Source organism: Kitasatospora sp. NPDC091335 (assembly GCF_044757205.1).
GTDB lineage: Bacteria > Actinomycetota > Actinomycetes > Streptomycetales > Streptomycetaceae > Kitasatospora.
Window position 1 is genome coordinate 145069 of sequence record NZ_JBIVUM010000007.1, and the last position, 19555, is coordinate 164623.

The window sequence follows — 19555 nt, forward strand, 5'->3', positions numbered from 1 at the left end:
GCCGGGCCGGCCGCCGCGGGACCGGGAAGCCCGAACCGCCCGGGAGCGTCCGAGACGCTCCCGGGCGGTTTCCGTCCCCGGTCACCCGGCGGCGGTGCCCTCGCCGGGGTCGACCACGGTGTCCAGCCACTCCCGGACGGCCGCGGCGGTGGTGGCGCCGTGCTCCATCATCACCGTGAAGTGGTTGCCGGGGACATCCACCGTGCGGTGCGGCCGGTCCCAGGTGGCCCGCCAGTCGTCCTCCCTGGTCCACTCCCCGATCGGCTCCTGGACCCGGACCACCAGGGTGGGCGCGGCGACCTCCTCCGCCTGGAAGCCGAGGTACATCCGGCCGTACCAGGCCTGGGCGGTCAGCCGGGTGTCGGTCATCGGCACGGCCAGCTCCTCGCGCCCGAAGGTGCCCTCGGTCAGCTCGTCCAGCCACTCGTTGTGCATCGGACGGTCCATCGGGTACGTGTCCACCAGCACCACGCCGGCCACCGGCACGCCGATCGCCTCCAGGTGGTGGGTCAGCCGGTGGGCGAGCAGCCCGCCGCCGGAGTGCCCGAGGAGCACGAACGGCGCGTCCCCGGCGGCCTCGACCAGCGTCCTGGCCTGCCAGTCCAGCGAGGCCTCCGGTGTGGCGGGCAGTTCCTCCCCCTCCCGGTAGCCGGGCAGCGGCAGCGCGATCACGTCGTGGCTGCCGTTGAAGGAGGCGGCGAAGCGGGCGAACTCGTGGACGCCGCCGAGCGCCGACATTCCGGTGTGGCAGACCACCCTCGGCCGCTTCGGCCCGCGCGCCAGGAAGACCGGCGCGGGCGGGACGGTGACCTCCTCGGGGGTGCTGAACATCGGCCGGTAGGAGGCCGCGTCGGACAGGAACTCCATGAACTTGTGGAGCTTGTCCTGGCGCATCGACTCGCCGTACAGGGTGCGCAGCAGGCCGGTCCGCTCGCGGGGCTCGGCGGGGGCGTCGGCCCCGCCGAGGGCCTCCTCCACCCGCCGGGCGAGTTCCGCCGCCGTCCCGCTGTCGAACACCACGGTGCTCGCCAGCGGGGTGCCGACCGCCGCCTGGATCCGGTCCCGCAGCTCGATCGCGCTGAGCGAGTTGACGCCCAGTTCGAGGAACGGCTGCTCGGGGCCGACCGCCTCGGCGCCGTCGTGGCCCAGCACGGTGGCGGCGTGGGCGCGGACCAGGTCGAGCACGGCCCGCCGCCGCTCCTCGGCCGGCAGCCCGGCGAGCCGCTCGCGCAGCGCCGCCGTGTCCGCCCCGGCCTGCCGGTCCGGCGCGCCGGCGGTCCGCCGGGCGGCCGGGATCTCGTCCAGCAGCCGGCGCGGCCGGCTGAGCGTGTACGAGGCGGCGAAGCGCTCCCAGTCGACGTCCGCGACGGTGAGGCAGGGCTCCTGGGGCAGCCGGGTGAGCAGGTCGAGCGCGGCCTCCGGGTCCAGCGACCGCAGCCCGGTGCGGGCCAGCAGGGCGGTGGCGTCGGCGGTCAGCCCGCTTCCGTCCGCCCACGGCCCCCAGGCGATCGAGGTGGCCGGCAGGCCCGCGGCCCGCCGGGCCTCGGCCAGCGCGTCCAGGTAGGCGTTGGCCGCCGCCCTGGCGGGCTGGGCCGCGCCCCAGACCCCGGCCACCGAGGAGAACAGCACGAAGGCGTCCAGGTCCAGGCCCTCGGTCAGTTCGTGCAGGTGGCGGGCGCCGTCCACGGTGGGCCGCAGCACCCCGGCGATGCCGGCCGGGGTGAGCGCGTCCGCCGTGGTGTCGTCGCCGACCCCGGCCGCGTGCACGACCGCGCGCAGCGGGTGCCCGGCGGGGATCGCGGCGAGCAGTGCGGCGAGCGCCGCCCGGTCGGCGACGTCGCAGGCCGCGACGGTCGCCTCGGTGCCCAGTCCGGCGAGTTCGGCGAGCAGGTCGGCGACGCCGGGTGCCGCCGGGCCGCGCCGGCCGGTCAGCAGCAGGCGCGGCACGCCCTGTTCGGCCAGCCGGCGGGCGACCCGCCGGCCGAGCGCGCCGGTGCCGCCGGTGACCAGGACGGTGCCGGAGTCCGGCCAGCGCACGTGCTCGGCCGCCGCCCCGGCCGGGGCGGGGACGAGCCGGCGGGCGAAGACCCGCCCGTCGCGGATCGCGGCCTCCCGCTCGGTGCCGGCGAGCGCCTGGGCGAAGCGCTCCCAGGCGGCGGCGTCCCGCCGGGCCGGCAGGTCGACGATCCCGCCCCAGCAGTCGGGACCGGCCAGGTCCAGGCCCCGGCTGAGGCCCCAGACGGTGGCCTGGCCGGGGTCGGCCGGCGGGTCCGCGGGGCCGGTGGAGACCGCGCCGCAGGTGACGGCCCAGAGCGGGGCGCCCAGCCCGGTGTCGTCCAGGGCCTGGGCGAGCGTCGCCAGTCCGGCGACCCGGTCGCCGAGCACGGCGAGCACGCCCGCGACCCGGCCGGCGCCGTCCAGTGCGGCCGTGATCCGTCCGGCCAGGGCCGCCCGGCCGGTGCCCTCCGGCCCGTCGCCGCCGTCGGTGCTGTCGGTGCCGACGGACAGCCTGAGGGTCCCGGCCCCGGCGGCGACCAGGCAGCTCTGCGCCTCGGCCGCCAGCTCCGCGCCCTCCGGGGCGACGACCAGCCAGGTCCCGTCCAGCGCGGCGCGGCCGGCCGGCGCGGTGACCGGCCGCCAGAGCACCCGGTGGCGCCAGGCGTCGGTGCGCGCGTCCTGCCGCCGGCGGCGGCGCCACGAGGAGAGCGCGGTCAGCGCCGTCTCCACGGCCTCGGGGCGGGCGTCCAGGGTCTCGGCCAGCTCGCCGAGGTCCTCGCGCTCGACCGCCTCCCAGAACCGCTCCTCCAGCGGGTCGACGGACTGCCGCGGCGCCGCCACCGGCTCCGGCCAGTAGCGGTCCCGCTGGAAGGCGTACGTCGGCAGGCCGACCGGCCGGCCGGCCGGCAGCACCGCGGCCCAGTCCACCGGCACGCCGGCCGTCCACAGCCGTCCGACGGCGGCCCGCGCGTGGTCCCGGCCCTCGCGCAGCATCGGCACTCCGACCTGGCCGGGGACGATCGGGGCCACCAGCGCGGACAGCACGCCGTCGGGGCCCAGTTCGAGGAACCTGGTCAGGCCCTGGCGGTGCAGGGACTCGACGCCGTCGGCGAAGCGGACGGCCTCGCGGACCTGGCGCACCCAGTAGTCGGGGCCGGACAGCAGCCCGGGCCCGGCGGGTTCGCCGGTCAGTCCGGAGACCACCGGAATGCGCGGCTCGCCGAAGGCCAGGCCCTTCAGGACGCCGGCGAACTCGGCGAGCATCGGCTCCATCAGGGCGGAGTGGAAGGCGTGCGAGACGGTCAGCCGGTGCGTCCGCACCCCGTCCGCCGACCAGCGGGCGGCGAACTCCTCGACCGCCTCGGCCGGGCCGGAGACCACCACGGCGGCCGGGCCGTTGACGGCGGCCACGTCGAGCCGGTCGCCGATCGCCGCCCTGACCTCGGCCTCGGTGGCCTGGACGGCCAGCATCGCACCGCCGCCCGGCAGCGCCTCCATCAGCCGTCCGCGGGCCGCCACCAGGGCGCAGGCGTCGGGGAGGGAGAACACCCCGGCGACGTGGGCCGCGGCGATCTCGCCGATCGAGTGGCCGAGCAGCGCGTCCGGGACCACCCCCCAGGACTCCAGCAGCCGGAACAGCGCCACCTCGACGGCGAACAGCCCGGCCTGCGCCCACACCGTCCGGTCCAGGTCCGTGCCCTCGAACACCGCCTCCCTGACCGGCCGGTCCAGCAGCAGGTCGAACTCCGCGCAGACCGCGTCGAAGGCCTCCGCGAACACCGGGTACCGGGCGTGGAGTTCGCGCCCCATGCCGGCCCGCTGCGAGCCCTGGCCGGTGAACAGGAACACCACCCGCCCGTCGCCCGCGACGCCGGAGAAGGCCGCGCCCGGCGTGCCGTCGGCGACGGCGGCCAGCGCGCGGACCAGCTCCTCCCGGTCGGCGCCGACCACGACCGCCCGGTGCTCCAGCGCCGCGCGGGTGGTGGCCAGCGACCGGCCGACGTCGTGGAGGTCCGCGGCGCCGGCCAGGGCGAAGCGGCGCAGCCGGTCGGCCTGACCGCGCAGTCCCTCGGCCGTACGGGCCGACAGCAGCCACGGGACGGGGCCCGCCGCGGTGTCCCTGACGGGAGGCTCGGCCCGGGGTTCGGGTTCGGGCTGCTCGATGATGACGTGGGCGTTGGTGCCGCTGATGCCGAAGGAGGAGACGGCCGCGCGGCGCGGTCGGTCCGCCTCGGGCCACGGGCGGGCCTCGGTGAGCAGTTCCACCGCGCCGGCCGACCAGTCGACCTCCCGGGACGGCTCGTCCACGTGCAGGGTGGCCGGCAGCACGCCGTGGTGGATCGCCCGCACCATCTTGATCACCCCGGCGACGCCGGCGGCGGCCTGGGTGTGGCCGATGTTGGACTTGATCGAGCCGAGCCAGAGCGGCTCGCCGGCACGGTCCTGCCCGTAGGTGGCCAGCAGGGCCTGGGCCTCGATCGGGTCGCCCAGGGTGGTGCCGGTGCCGTGCGCCTCGACCACGTCCACGTCGGCGGTGCCCAGGGCGGCGTTGGCCAGGGCCTGGCGGATCACCCGCTGCTGGGCGGGGCCGTTCGGCGCGGTCAGGCCGTTGGACGCACCGTCCTGGTTGACGGCGCTCCCCCGGACCACCGCCAGCACCCGGTGCCCGTGGCGGCGGGCGTCGGAGAGGCGCTCCACCACCAGGACGCCGACGCCCTCGCCCCAGCCCGTCCCGTCCGCGCCGGACGCGAAGGACTTGCAGCGGCCGTCGGAGGCCAGCCCGCCCTGGCGGTCGAACTCGCCGAAGGTCACCGGGGTCACCATCACCGTGACCCCGCCCACCAGCGCCAGCTCGCAGTCGCCCTCGCGCAGCGCCTGCGCGGCCCAGTGCAGGGCCACCAGGGAGGAGGAGCAGGCGGTGTCGACGGTGACCGCCGGGCCCTCCAGGCCGAAGGTGTACGCCACCCGGCCGGAGATCACGCTGTTCGCCGTCCCGGCCAGCAGGTGCCCCTGCGGGTCGTCCAGTCCCCCGGCGGCGCCGTAGCCCGAGGAGGAGGCGCCGACGAAGACGCCGACCTGTCCGCCGCGCACCGAGCGCGGATCGATCCCGGCGTCCTCGAAGGCCTCCCAGGAGGCCTCCAGCAGGATCCGCTGCTGCGGGTCCATCGCCAGCGCCTCACGCGGGCTGATGCCGAACAGGGCCGCGTCGAACTCCGTCACGCTCTCGACGAAGCCGCCGCGCGCCGCCTCGACCGCCAGGCCGTCGAGCGACCAGCCGCGGTCCGCCGGGAAGCCGGTGACGCCGTCGAGTCCCCCGGCCACCAGGTCCCACAGCTCGTCCGCCGAGCCCACCCCGCCGGGGTAGCGGGCGCTCATGCCGACGATCACGACCGGGTCGCCGGCCATCGCCGCGGCCCCGGCGGGAGTGTCGGGAGCGGCCGTCGACGGGGCCTCGTGGCCCGGCAGTTCGCCGCCCAGCAGTTCGCCCGTCAGATAGCCGGCCAGCACGGTCGGCGTCGGGTAGTCGAAGGCGAGGGTGGCGGGCAGTGCCAGCCCGGTGTCCCTGGTCAGCAGGTTCCGCAGCGTCACCGCGGTCAGTGAGTCGAAGCCGAGGTCGCGGAACGCCTGCCCGGCGTCCACGGCCTCCGCCGAGGCGTGGCCCAGGGCCGTCGCCGCCCTGGCCCTGACCAGGTCCAGCAGCATCCGCTCCCGGCGCCCGCCCGGCGCGGCCGCCAGCTCCTGGCGGAACGCGGACGCCTGCTCGGCGGCCTCGGCCACCGGGGCGAGCGCCGCACCGGCCTCCGGCAGGTCCGCGAACAGGGTGCCGGCCCGCGCCGACAGGAAGACCGGCGCGAACTGCTCCCAGTCCACGTCGGCCACGGTCACGCAGGCCTCGTCGCCGTCCACGGCCCGGGCCAGGGCGAGCACCGCGAGCCGCGGGTCCATCGTGGCCAGGCCGCGGCGGCGCAGCACTTCCTCCGTCTCCCCCTGGGCGGCCATGCCGCCGCCGCCCCACGGGCCCCAGGCGACCGAGGTGCCGCGCAGACCGCGCGCCCGGCGGGCCTCCACCACCGCGTCCAGGTAGGCGTTGGCGGCCGCGTAGGAGCCCTGGCTGCCGCCGCCCCAGGTGGCCGCGATCGAGGAGAAGACCACGAACAGGTCGAGGTCGAGCCCCGCGGTCAGCTCGTCCAGCAGCGCCACGCCGCCGGCCTTGCCGGAGAACACCGCCTCGAAGCGCTCCGGTGTCTGGGCGGCCAGCACGTCGTCGTCCGCCACGCCGGCGGTGTGCACCACGCCGGTCGGCCGGTGCTCGGCGAGCAGCGCCGCCAGCCCCTCCCGGTCGGTCGCCCCACAGGCAGCCACCACCACCTCACTGCCCAGCTCCGAAAGCTCCGCCACCAGCTCGGCGACGCCCGGCGCCTCCGCGCCCCGACGACTGGTCAGCACCAGCTTCGGCACCCCCCGACCGGCCAGCCAACGCGCCGTCTCGGCACCCAGCGCACCCGTCCCACCGGTCACCAGCACCGGCCCCGACGGCACCCACGGCGCGGCGGGCACGGGCTGCGGCGCCCGTACCAGCCGGCGGCCGAAGACGCCCGAGGAGCGGACGGCCACCTGGTCCTCGCCCGCGCCGCCCAGCACGGCGGCCAGACGTCGGCCCGCCCGCTCGTCCAGCACGGCGGGAAGGTCGATCAGACCGCCCCACAGCTCGGGGAGTTCCAGCGCCGCGACCCGACCCAGACCCCACACCTGCGCCTGGACCGGGCTCACCAGCCGGTCCGCCCGGCCGACCGAGACCGCGCCGGCCGTCACCGCCCAGAGCCTGGCCCGGACGCCCGCGTCACCCAGGGCCTGCACCAGCAGCAGCGTCGCGGCGACGCCGGCCGGCACCACCGAGCCCTCGGCGTGCGGGCCCTCGGCGGCGGCGAGCAGCGAGAGCACGCCCGCCGGCTCGCCGTCGGAGGCCAGCACGCCGATCCGCCCGGCCAGTTCCTCCCGGCCGGCGCCGTCGACGGCCAGCGTGACGACCTCGGCCCCGGCGGCCACCAGCGCCGCCTCGATGCCGGGATCAGCGGCCCCGGTGGCGGTGACCACCAGCCACCGCCCCGGCAGGGTGTCGTCGGCGAGGCCGGCCAGCGGCTTCCAGGTCACCCGGTAGCGCCACCCGTCCACCACCGAGTCGGCCCGGCGCCGCTGCCGCCACGAGGACAGCACCGGCAGGACCGCGTCGAACGCCTCGGGCGTCCGGTCGAGGTCGAGCGTCTCGGCGAGCCCGGCCGGGTCCTCGCGCTCGACCGCCTCCCAGAACCGCGCCTCGACGGGGTCGACCGCGAAGGCGCCCAGGTCGATCGGCTCCGGCCAGTAGCGCACGCGCTGGAAGGCGTACGTCGGCAGCGCCACCCGGCGCCCGGCCGGCAGGACGGACGGCCAGTCGATCCCGGCGCCGGCCGTCCACAGCTCGGCGAGCGCGGTCAGCGCCGTTCCGGCCTCGTCCCGGTCGCGGCGCATCACCGGCGCGAACGCGGCGTCCGCGACGACCTGTCCGGCCAGGCCGGACAGCACGGCGTCGGGGCCCAGTTCGACGAAGCGGGTGACGCCCCGGCGGCGCAGTGCCTCGACGCCGTCGGCGAAGCGGACCGCCTCGCGGACCTGCCGCACCCAGTAGTCGGGCGTCGACAGCAGCCCGGGCGCGGCGAGTTCGCCGGTCAGGCCGGAGACGATCGGAACCCTGGGCTCACTGAACGTCAACTCTGCCAGGACTGCGGCGAATTCGTCGAGCATCGGCTCCATCAGCGCCGAGTGGAAGGCGTGCGAGACGGCCAGCCGGTGGGTCTTGCGGCCCTCAGCCGACCAGCGCTCGGCGAACTCCTCGACCACCTCCGCCGGGCCCGAAACCACCACCGAGGAAGGCCCGTTGACGGCCGCGACGTCCAGCCGCGCGCCGATCTCCGCACGCACCTCGGCCTCGTCGGCCCGCACCGCGAGCATCGCGCCGCCGCCCGGCAGCGCCTGCATCAGCCGGCCCCGCGCCGCCACCAGGACGCAGGCGTCCGGCAGCGGGAGCACCCCGGCGACGTGGGCCGCGGCGATCTCGCCGATCGAGTGCCCGAGCAGCACGTCCGGGGCCACGCCCCAGGACTCCACCAGCCGGTACGCGGCCACCTCGACGGCGAACAGCCCGGCCTGCGCCCACACCGTACGGTCCAGGTCCGCGCCGCCGAACACCACGTCCTTGAGCGGACGGTCCAGCAGCAGGTCGAACTCCGCGCAGACCGTGTCCAGCGCCTGGGCGAACACCGGGAACCGCGCGTACAACCCGGAGCCCATCCCGGCCCGCTGGGCACCCTGACCGGTGAACAGGAAGGCCGTCCGGCCCTCGCTCGCCACCCCGGCGACCACGCCGCCCGAGGGGCGCCCGTCCGCCAGCGCGGCCAGGCCGTCCAGCATCGCCGCCCGGTCGCCGCCGAGCACCACCGCGCGGTGGGCGAGCCCGGCCCGTCCGGTGGCCAGCGACCACGCCACGTCCCGCGGGCGGGCGTCGGAGTCCAGCCACCCGGCCAGCCGCGCCGCCTGGGCCCTGAGCGCCCCGGCACTCTGCGCCGAAACCACCCACGGCGTCGGCCCGGCCGGTTCCCCGGCCGAAGGCGCCGGAGCCGGCTCCTCGGCCCGCGCCTGCTCCAGCACCACATGGGCGTTGGTGCCGCTGATGCCGAAGGCGGAGACGCCGATCCGCCGGGGCCGGTCGGCCTCCGGCCACGGCCTGGCCTCGGTCAGCAGCTCCACCGCACCCGCCGACCAGTCCACCTGCGGCGTCGGCTCGTCGACGTGCAGGGTGGCGGGCAGCACGCCGTGGCGCAGCGACTGCACCGCCTTGATCAGTCCGGCCACCCCGGCCGCGGCCTGGGCGTGCCCGATGTTGGACTTCACCGTCCCCAGCCAGAGCGGACGGTCCGCCGGCCGCTCCCGGCCGTAGGTGGCCAGCAGCGCCTGGGCCTCGATCGGGTCGCCGAGGCGGGTGCCGGTGCCGTGCGCCTCCACCGCGTCCACGTCCTCGGAGGAGAGCCGGGCGTTGGCCAGCGCCTGCCGGATCACCCGTTCCTGCGAAGGGCCGTTGGGCGCCGTCAGGCCGTTGGACGCGCCGTCCTGGTTGACCGCGCTGCCCCGTACCACCGCGAGCACCCGGTGCCCGTTGCGCTCCGCGTCGGAGAGCCGCTCCAGGACCAGCACGCCGACGCCCTCGCCCCAGCCGGTGCCGTCCGCGCCGGCCGCGAAGGCCTTGCAGCGGCCGTCGGAGGCCAGCCCGCCCTGCCGGTTGAACTCGCCGAACGCGCCGGCGTTCACCATCACGGCCACGCCGCCGGCCAGCGCCATGCCGCACTCGCCGACCCGCAGCGCCTGGATCGCCAGGTGCAGCGCCACCAGCGAGGAGGAGCAGGCGGTGTCCACCGTGACGGCCGGGCCCTCCAGGCCGAAGACGTACGAGACGCGGCCGGAGATCACGCTGTTCGAGGTGCCGGACAGCACGTGTCCCTCGACGCCTTCGAGCAGCTGTCCGTGCCCGTACCCCGAGGAGGAGGCGCCCGCGAACACGCCCGTCCGGCTGCCCCGCATGGTGTGGGGGTCGATGCCGGCGGCTTCGAAGGCCTCCCAGGCGGCCTCCAGCAGCAGCCTCTGCTGCGGGTCCATCGCCAGCGCCTCGCGCGGCGAGATCCCGAACATGCCGGCGTCGAACTCGGTGGCGTCGTCCACGAAACCGCCGACGCTGGTGTCCACGCCCGGCATCCGCTCCGGCCAGCCGCGGTCGGCCGGGAAGGAGGCGAGCGCGTCCGTCCCGTCGGCGACCAGCCGCCAGAGGTCCTCGGGCGAGCGGACGCCGCCGGGGAAGCGGCAGCCCATGCCGACGATCGCGATCGGCTCGTCCAGGCCGACCGGCGCGGCCGCGGCGGGGTCGTCGGCCCCGGCGGCGATGTCGCCGAGGTCCAGCTCCCGCTCCAGGTAGGCCACCAGGGCGGTCGGCGTCGGGTGGTCGAAGACCATGGTCGCGGGCAGCCGCAGGCCGGTCTCCCGGTTGAGCCGGTTGCGCAGCTCGACGGCGGTGAGCGACTCGAAGCCCAGGTCCTTGAAGGTGCGCACGGCCTCGACGGCCCGCAGGTCCGGGTGCTTGAGCACGGCGGCGACCTCGGTGCGGACCAGGTCCAGCAGGATCTGCCGCCGCTGCTGCTCGGGCAGCGGGGCGAGCCGGCGGGCGAGGTCGGGGCGCTGCTCGTCCTCGGCCGGCGCCTCCGGCTGCCTGGCCTCGGCGAGGTCGGCGAGCAGCGGGCTGACCCGGGTGGCGGTGAAGGTGTCGACGAAGCGCGGCCAGTCGATGTCGGCGACGGTCAGGCAGTCCTCGCCCGCGTCGACGGCCTGGCCGAGCGCCTCGACGGCCAGTTCGGGGTCCATCGGCACCATGCCGCGCTCGCGCAGGTGGTCGGCGGCGGCCTCGTCGGCGGCCATGCCGACGCTGCCCCAGGCACCCCAGGAGACCGAGGTCCCCGGCAGGCCCTGCACCCGGCGGCGTACCACGAGCGCGTCGAGGTAGGCGTTGGCGGCGGCGTAGGCCGCCTGGCCGCCGCTGCCCCAGATCCCGGCGCCGGAGGCGAAGGTGACGAACATCCGCAGGTCGAGCCCTCGGGTCAGCTCGTCCAGGTGCAGCGCTCCGGCGACCTTGCCGCCGAGCACCTCGGCGAGTTCGGCCGGGCCGGTGCGGTCGAGCATCATGGCCTGGCCGACGCCGGCCGCGTGTACAACGCCGACCAGCGGGAACTCGGCGGGCGTCTGGGCCAGCACGCCCGCGAGGGCGTCCCGGTCGGTCACGTCGCAGGCCGCCACGGTGACCAGGGTGCCCAGCGCGGTCAGCTCGGCCACCAGCTCCTCAGTGCCCGGCGCGGCCGCACCCCGGCGGCCGACCAGGATCAGGTGGGGCACGCCCCGGCCGGCCAGCCAGCGGGCGACCACCGCGCCGAGCGCGCCGGTGCCGCCGGTGACCAGGACCGAACCCGGCAGCTCCAGGGGCGTCCCGGTCGGGCGCGGGGCGCGCGCGAGGCGGCGGGCGTACACCCCGGAGCCGCGCACGGCGAGCTGGTCCTCGGCCCCGGCGGCGCCGCCGAGCAGCGCCGCCAGCCGGGCGCCGGTGCGCGCGTCCACCGTGGCCGGCAGGTCGATCAGCCCGCCCCAGCGGCGCGGGTACTCCAGGGCGGCGACCCGGCCGAGGCCCCAGGTGAGGGCCTGCTCGGCGCTGCGCAGCGGGTCGGAGCGGCCGATCGAGACCGCGCCGGCGGTGAGCGTCCACAGCGGTGCGTCGAGGTCGGCGTCGCCGAGGGCCTGGATCAGGGTGACGGTCGAGACCGGCCCGGCCGGGGTTCCTCCGGTGTCCCCGGCGGTCGCCAGCAGCGAGACCACGCCGTCGACGGGGCCTTCGGCGGTCAGCCGCGCGGCCAGCCCGGCCCGTTCGGCGCCGTCGGCGACGGTCAGCGTGGCGAGGTCCGCCCCGGCGGAGCGCAGCGCCTCGGCCACCGCGCCGCCGTCGTCGCCCTCCGCGAGGACGAGCAGCCAGCGGCCGCCGAGCCTGGGGTGCGCGGGCAGGTCGGGGACGGGGGTCCAGGTGACCCGGTAGCGCCAGGAGTCGAGCGTCGCGCCGCGGCGGCGGCCGCGGTGCCAGCCGGCCAGCGCGGGCAGCACCTCGTCCAGGAGTCCGCGGGCCTCCTCCAGCCGCAGCGTGCCGGCCAGTTCGTCGGTGTCCTGGCGTTCGACCGCGTCCCAGAACCGGGTCTCGGCCGGGTCGGCGCCGCCGCCCGTCGCGGCCTGCGGCGGCAGCGGGTCGGGCCAGTACCTGCGGCGCTGGAACGCGTACGTGGGCAGCGCGACGGGCCGGCCGCCGCCGAAGGCCCGGTGCCAGTCCACGGCGACGCCGGCGGTCCACAGTTCGGCGGCGCCGGCCAGCAGGCGGTCGGGGCCGCCGTCGTCGCGGCGCAGCGTCCCGGTCACGGTGGCCCTGGTGCCGGCGTCCTCGGCGGTGTCCTGGATGCCGATGGTCAGCACCGGGTGCGGGCTGCTCTCCACGAACACCGACCGGCCGTCGGCCAGCAGCGCCCTGGTCGCCTCCTCGAAGCGCACCGGGGAGCGCAGGTTCTCGTACCAGTACCCGGCGCCCATCCGCGCGGTGTCGATCGTGCCGCCGGTGACGGTGGAGTAGAACGCGACGGCCGCGGTGCGCGGCGCGACCGGCGCGAGGTCGGCGAGGATCCGCTCGCGCAGCTCCTCGACCTGCGGCGAGTGCGAGGCGTAGTCCACCGGGATCCGGCGGGCCCGCACGCCGCGCTCCTCGCAGAGCGCCAGCAGTTCCTCGACCGGCCCGGCCTCGCCGGAGACCACGGTCGAGGCGGGCCCGTTCCGCGCCGCCACGCCGAGCCGCCCGGCCCAGGGCGCGATCAGCTCGGCGACCTGCTCCCGGCCGGCCGGGACGGAGACCATGCCGCCTCGGCCCGCGAGGACGGCCAGGGCGCGGCTGCGCAGCGCCACGACCCGGGCGCCGTCCTCCAGGGAGAGCGCGCCCGCGACGACGGCCGCCGCGATCTCGCCCTGGGAGTGGCCGACGACCGCCGCCGGGCGCACCCCGAGGGAGCGCCAGGCCTCGGCCAGCGACACCATGACGGACCACAGCACCGGCTGGACGACGTCCACCCGGGCGAGCGCCTCCGCGTCGGCGAGCACCTCGGTGAGCGACCAGTCCGTGAACGGGGCCAGCGCAGCCTCGCACTCCTCCAGCCGGCGGCGGAACGCCGGTGAGGCGTCCCGCAGTTCGCGGGCCATCCCGGCCCACTGGCTGCCCTGCCCGGGGAAGACGAAGACCACCCCGGCGGCCCCGGCGGCGTCGCCGCGCACCAGGCCGGCCGCCGACTCGCCGCCGGCCAGCGCGTCCAGCCCGGCCAGCAGTTCGGCGTGCCCGGCGCCCAGCACCACGGCCCTGGCGGGCAGCGCGGCCCGGTCCGGCAGGGAGCGGGCGATGTCGGCCGCGTCCGGGGAGCCGTCCGCGGCGGCGAAGTCCCGCAGCCGGACGGCCTGTCCGCGCAGCCCGTCCGCGGTCTTGGCGGCCAGCAGCCACGGCAGCGGGCCGGCGAGCAGTGCCGCCGGCCCGGCGTCCCCGGCGCCCCCCTCGGCGCTCTCCTCGGCCTCGGCGGCGGGCTCGAACTCGGGCGCCTGCTCCAGGATGACGTGCGCGTTGGTGCCGCTCATGCCGAACGAGGAGACGCCGGCCCGGCGGGGCCGGTCCGCCTCGGGCCACGGCCGGCCCTCGCCCAGCAGCCGGACGGCCCCGGGCGACCAGTCCACCTTGCTCGACGGGCGGTCGGCGAACAGCGAGGGCGGCAGGACGCCCTCGCGCATCGCCATGACCATCTTGATCACGCCGGCCACCCCGGCGGCCGACTGGGTGTGGCCGATGTTCGACTTGACCGAGCCGAGCCAGAGCGGGCGCTCCGGGGAGCGGCCGCGCCCGTAGGTGGCCAGCAGGGCGCCGGCCTCGATCGGGTCGCCGAGGCGGGTGCCGGTGCCGTGGCCCTCCACGGCGTCCACGTCCTCGACGGTGAGCTGGGCGTTGGCCAGCGCCCGCCGGATCACCCGCTCCTGGGACGGGCCGTTCGGCGCGGTCAGGCCGTTGGAGGCGCCGTCCTGGTTCATCGCGCTGCCGCGCACCACGGCGAGGACCCGGTGGCCGCGCCGGCGGGCGTCGCTCAGCCGCTCGACCAGCAGCAGGCCGATGCCCTCGGACCAGCCGGCCCCGTCGGCCTCCTCCGAGAAGGCCTTGCAGCGGCCGTCCGAGGCCAGTCCGCCCTGCCGGCCGAACTCGACGATCTGCATCGGGGTCGTCATCACCGTGACGCCGCCGGCCAGCGCCAGGTCGCAGGTGCCCTCGCGCAGCGCCTGGACCGCGATGTGCAGGGCGACCAGCGAGGAGGAACAGGCGGTGTCCACCGTGACGGCGGGACCCTCCAGGCCGAAGGTGTACGACACCCGGCCGGAGGCGATGCTGGAGGCGGTGCCGGTCATCAGGTGGCCGAGGACGTCCGGCGGCAGGTCCATCCCCGGGCCGTAGCTGACCGAGGTGACGCCGACGAACACGCCGGTGTGCGATCCGCGCAGCGACAGCGGGTCGATCCCGGCGTCCTCGAAGGCCTTCCAGGAGGTCTCCAGGAGCAGCCGCTGCTGGGGCTCCATCGCCAGTGCCTCGCGCGGCGAGATGCCGAACAGGTCGGCGTCGAACTCCCCGGCGTCCTCGATGAACCCGCCCGCCCAGGACGGGTCCTGGGCCACCGACAGGTCCCAGCCGCGGTTCGCGGGCAGCGGGCCGATGGCGTCCTGGCCGGTGTCGACCAGCCGCCACAGGTCGGCGGCCGAGCGCACGTCACCCGGGTACCGGCAGCTCATCCCGACGATCGCGATCGGCTCGTTCGCCGCGGACTCCATGTCCTTGATCCGCCGACGGGTCTGGTGCAGTTCGGCAACCACCCGGGTCAGGTAGTCGCGAAGCCGCTGCGCATCATCTGCCATGGAAAAAGCCACCCTCCAAGATTGTCCCCGGCCACCACGCACCCCGGCTCACGAGAGGCCGAGATCCCGGTCGATCACATCGAAAAGCTCTTCGTTGCTGGCCCTGCTGAGCTGGTCCCGCAGCTCGTCGAAGTCGGCGTCCCCGCCGCCCCCGCCGCGGTGCCTGGTGAGCAGGGCCTCCAGCCGCAGCACCACCCGGACCCGGTCGATGTCGTCCTCCGGCCTGGCCAGCAACGCCGCTTCGAGCAGGTCGAGTTCCGCGCCGGAGGGCAGCGCCGCCGACCCGTCGGCGGGCAGCGCCAGCTCCAGCAGGTGGGCGGCGAGCACCGCGGGCGTCGGGTGGTCGAACACCACCGTGGCGGGCAGCGACAGGCCGGTGGCCAGGCCGAGGCGGTTGCGCAGTTCCACGGCGGCGAGCGAGTCGAAGCCGAAGTCCCGGAACGGCCGGTCGAGGTCGATCGCGGCCGCGCCGTCGTGTCCCAGGACGGCCGCGGCGTGCCCGCGCACCAGGTCGACGAGGACGAGGTCCCGGTCGTCGGCGGGCAGGCCGGTCAGCCGCTCACGCAGGGCGGTGAGCCTGCCCTGGTCCTCGTCGGCGGCGGCGGGCGCCTCGGCGAGGAGAGCGCGCACCTCGGGGAGTTCGTCGAAGAACCGGTTCGGCCGCAGGGCGGTGAAGGAGGAGACGAACCGCTCCCACGCGATGTCGGCGACGGTCACCGAGCCGCCGTCCTGGTCCATCGCCTGCTGGAAGGCGCGCATCGCCCGCTCGGGCTCCAGCAGCGAGATGCCGCGCCGGCGCATCGGCTCCTTGATCGCCTGGTCGACCATGCCGCCGCCGTCCCACGGGCCCCAGGCGATCGCGATCGCGCGCACGCCCTCGGCGTCGCGCCGCTGTGCCAGGGCGTCGAGGTAGGCGTTGGCGGCGGCGTAGCAGGCCTGCTCGCCGACGCCCCAGACGCCCGCGATGGAGGAGAAGTGGACGATCGCGTCCAGCCGGCGGGTGTCGAGCAGTTCGTCCAGGTGCCGGGCGCCCGCGACCTTTCCGGCCGCGGTGCGGTCGAGTTCGGCGAAGCCCGTCTCGCCCAGCGGCGCCGAGTGGCTGATCCCCGAGGCGTGCACGACCGCGCGCAACGCCGGTTCGGCGGCTTCGAGTTCGCCGACCAGCCGGGCGACGTCCGCGCGGTCCGCCAGGTCGCAGGCGGCCACCGTGACGCGGGCGCCGAGCGCCGTCAGCTCGGCCTCCAGCTCCGCCAGGCCGGGCGCGCCGCGGCCGCCGCGGCTGACCAGCACCAGGTGCTCGGCGCCGCCGCGGGCGAGGTGCCTGGCGACCTGACCGCCGAGCGCGCCGGTGCCGCCGGTCACCAGGACGGTGCCGCGCGGCTGCCAGGCGGGGGCCTCGGGGTCCCCGGGGCCGACCGGCCGCAGCCGGCGCGCGTAGCCGCCCTCGGGGCGGACGGCGAGCTGGTCCTCGCCGTCGGCGCCGGACAGCAGGCCGACCAGGGTGTCGGCCGCCTCCTCGTCGACGTCGCTCCCGGCCGGCAGGTCGACCAGGCCGCCCCACAGCTGCGGGTGCTCCAGGGCGACGACCCGGCCCAGGCCCCAGACCGGCGCCTGGCCCGGAGCGGCCAGCACCTCCTGGTCGGCCGGCGCCACCGCGCCGCGCGTCACGCACCACAGCGGACCGCCGAGCGCGGCGTCCAGCATGGCCTGGACGAGCAGCAGCGTGGTGGCCGTCCCGCCGGGCAGCGCGGGGACGTCCGGGTGCGGCCGCTCCTCCAGCGCCAGCAGGGAGAGCACTCCGGCCGGCTGCCGCCCGTCGCCCGCGGCCTGCCGCAGCCGTTCGGCCAGCTCGGCGCGGTCCGCGGCGTCCGCGGCGACCGGCACCGTCACCACGGTGGCGCCGTGCCGGGTCAGCGCCTCGCGGCAGGCGCGCACCGGGCCGTCGTCGGCGAGCGACGCGGGGACGGCCAGCAGCCAGTCACCGGTGACGGCCGGGACGGGCGTGCCCGCCAGCGGCTCCCAGCCCACCCGGTAGCGCAGCCGCGCGGCCTCGGCGTCCTCCCGGCCCCGCCGGTGCCAGGTGGAGAGCAGCGGCAGCGCGGTGCGCAGCGAGGCCCGCACCTCGGGGTCGGTCACGTCGAGCCGGTCGGCGAGCGCGTCGGAGTCGGTCGCGGCGAGCGCCTCCCAGAAGCCCGGGTCGGCCAGGCCGGCGGCCGGGGCGGCCATCGGGAACAGCCAGTACGGCTCGTGCTGGAACGGGTAGACCGGCAGGTCCACGGGCCGGCCGTGGCCGTCGAAGAGCACCTGCCAGTCGACGGCGGTGCCCCTGGTCCACAGCTCGGCCAGGGCGGTGACGAACACTCCGGTCTCGTGCCAGCTGCTGCGCAGCGCGGTCGCGGTGAGCGCCGAGTCGGGCAGGCCCTCGCGGGCCATCGCGGTGAGCACCCCGTCGGGGCCGAGCTCCACGAACCGGCTCACCCCGTGGTCCCTGAGGTGCTCGACGCCCTCGGCGAAGCGGACCGTCTCGCGGACCTGGCGCACCCAGTAGTCGGGGGTGCAGATCAGCTCGTCCTCCACCGCTCCGGTCAGGGTGGAGACGACCGGGATCCGGGGCGCGTCGAAGGTGAGCGTCTCCAGCACCGCGCGGAACTCGGCCAGCATCGGCTCCATCAGCGCGGAGTGGAAGGCGTGCGAGACGGTCAGCCGGCTGATCTTGCGGCCCTCGGCCGTCCAGCGGGCCGCCAGTTCGTCGATGGTGTCCGCGGCGCCCGAGACCACCGCGGAGCCGAGGCTGTTGAGCGCGGCCACGTCCGCGCGCCCGGCGACCGCCTCGACCGCCTCGATCACCTCGGCCTCGGAGGCCTGCACGGCGAGCATCGCGCCGCCGGCGGGCAGCGCCTGCATCAGCTGACCGCGCGCCGCCACCAGGGCGCAGGCGTCGCCGAGCGACAGCACGCCCGACACGTGGGCGGCGGCCACCTCGCCGATCGAGTGGCCGAGCAGGTAGTCGGGCAGCACCCCGAAGGACTCGAACAGCCGGAACAGCGCCACCTCCAGGGCGAACAGTCCGGCCTGTGCCCACACCGTCTGGTCGAGGTCCTGGCCGCCCTCGAACACCACGTCCTTGACGGAGTGGGTCAGGTGCGGGTCCAGCTCGGCGCAGACGGTGTCGAAGGCCCGCGCGAACACCGGGAAGGCCTCGTACAGCCCGGCGCCCATCCCGGCCCGCTGCGCGCCCTGGCCGGTGAACAGGAAGGCGCTGCGGCCCTCCCCGGCCAGTCCGGTGACCACGGCCTTGTCGGGCAGGTCGCCCGCGAGGGCGGCGAGCCCGTCGGCGAGCCGGTCCCGGTCGGCGCCGAGCACCACCGCCCGCCGTTCCAGGGGCGCGCGGGAGAGCAGCGACAGGCCGACGTCCACCGCACCGGGCTCCGTGTCGGCGACGAACTCCCGCAGCCGGCCGGCCTGGGCGCGCAGCGCCCCGGTGGTCCTGGCCGCCAGCAGCCAGGGCACGATGCCGGGTTCGGGGGTCTCCGGTTCGTCCGCGGCCTCCGGGGCCGGCGCGGCCGGGGCCTGTTCGAGGATGACGTGGGCGTTGGTGCCGCTGATCCCGAAGGAGGACACGCCGGCCCTGCGGGGCCGGTCCAGCTCGGGCCACTCCTCGGGCTCGGCCAGCAGCCGGACGGCGCCCGCGGTCCAGTCGACCTGCGGGGTCGGCTCCTCGGAGTGCAGGCTGCGCGGCATGGTGCCGTGCCGCATCGCCTGCACCGCCTTGATCACCCCGGCGACGCCGGCCGCGGCCTGGGTGTGGCCGATGTTCGACTTGACCGAGCCCAGCCGCAGCGGCCGGTCCCCCGGCCGGTCCTGACCGTACGTCGCGAGCAGGGCCTGGATCTCGATCGGGTCGCCCAGCCTGGTCCCGGTGCCGTGCCCCTCCACGAGGTCCACGTCCAGGGTGGTGAGCCGGGCGGCGGCCAGGGCGTCCTGGATCACCCGCTCCTGGGAGGGGCCGTTCGGGGCGGTCAGGCCGCTGGAGGCGCCGTCCTGGTTGACGGCGCTGCCGCGCACCACCGCCAGCACCGGGTGCCCGAGCCGCTGCGCGTCGGAGAGCCGCTCCAGCAGCAGCATGCCGACGCCCTCGGACCAGCCGGTGCCGTCCGCGCCGGCCCCGAAGGACTTGCAGCGGCCGTCCGAGGCCAGGCCGCCCTGCTGGGCGAAGCCCACGAAGGTGTCCGGCGAGACCATCACGGTCGCGCCGCCCGCGAAGGCCAGCGTCGACTCGCCGGAGCGCAGCGACTGGCAGGCCAGGTGCATGGCCACCAGCGAGGAGGAGCAGGCGGTGTCCAGGGTGACCGCGGGGCCCTCCAGCCCGAGGGTGTACGAGATCCGGCCGGAGGCGACGCTGCCCAGGTTGCCGACGCCGAGGTAGGCGTCCACGCCCTCGGGCAGGTCGATGACGCGCGCGGCGTACTCCCGGTACATCAGCCCGGCGAAGACCCCGGTCCTGCTGCCGCGCAGCCCGTGGGGGTCGACGCCGGCGCGTTCGCACGCCTCCCAGCAGGCCTCCAGCAGCAGCCGGTGCTGCGGGTCCATCGCGGTCGCCTCGCGCGGCGAGATGCCGAACAGGGTGGGGTCGAAGCCGTCCGCGTCGTAGAGGAACCCGCCGCTGCGGGCGAACTCGGCGGCCTCGTCGATGACCCAGCCGCGGTCCTCGGGGAACGCGGAGACCGCGTCGACTCCCTCGGACACCAGCCGCCACAGCGCGTCCGGGCCGTCCACGCCACCGGGCAGCCGACAGGCCATGCCGATGATCGCGATCGGCTGCCGGTCCGCCGACTCGGCGGTGTGCAGGCGCTGCCGGGTCTGGTGCAGCTCGGCGGTGACGCGCTTGAGGTAGTCGCGGAGCTTCTGCTCGTCCGCCATGTCAGGCCTCACAGGGGGTCGGGTGGGGGTTCGGCAGCGTCGGGTGGGC

Annotated in this window: 2 protein-coding genes; both read right to left on the minus strand. The window is 76.9% G+C overall.

What is annotated here, in order from left to right:
• Positions 1-81: 81 nt before the first annotated feature.
• On the minus strand, positions 82-14586 hold the full coding sequence (locus ACIQOW_RS17355; protein ID WP_401085401.1) for a type I polyketide synthase: 14505 nt from the start codon (positions 14584-14586) through the stop codon (positions 82-84).
• 48 nt (positions 14587-14634) lie between these two features.
• The gene (locus ACIQOW_RS17360) at positions 14635-19518 is read right to left on the minus strand and encodes a type I polyketide synthase (protein WP_401085404.1); all 4884 of its coding nucleotides are present in this window, start codon (positions 19516-19518) and stop codon (positions 14635-14637) included.
• Between the last annotated feature and the right edge of the window lie 37 nt (positions 19519-19555).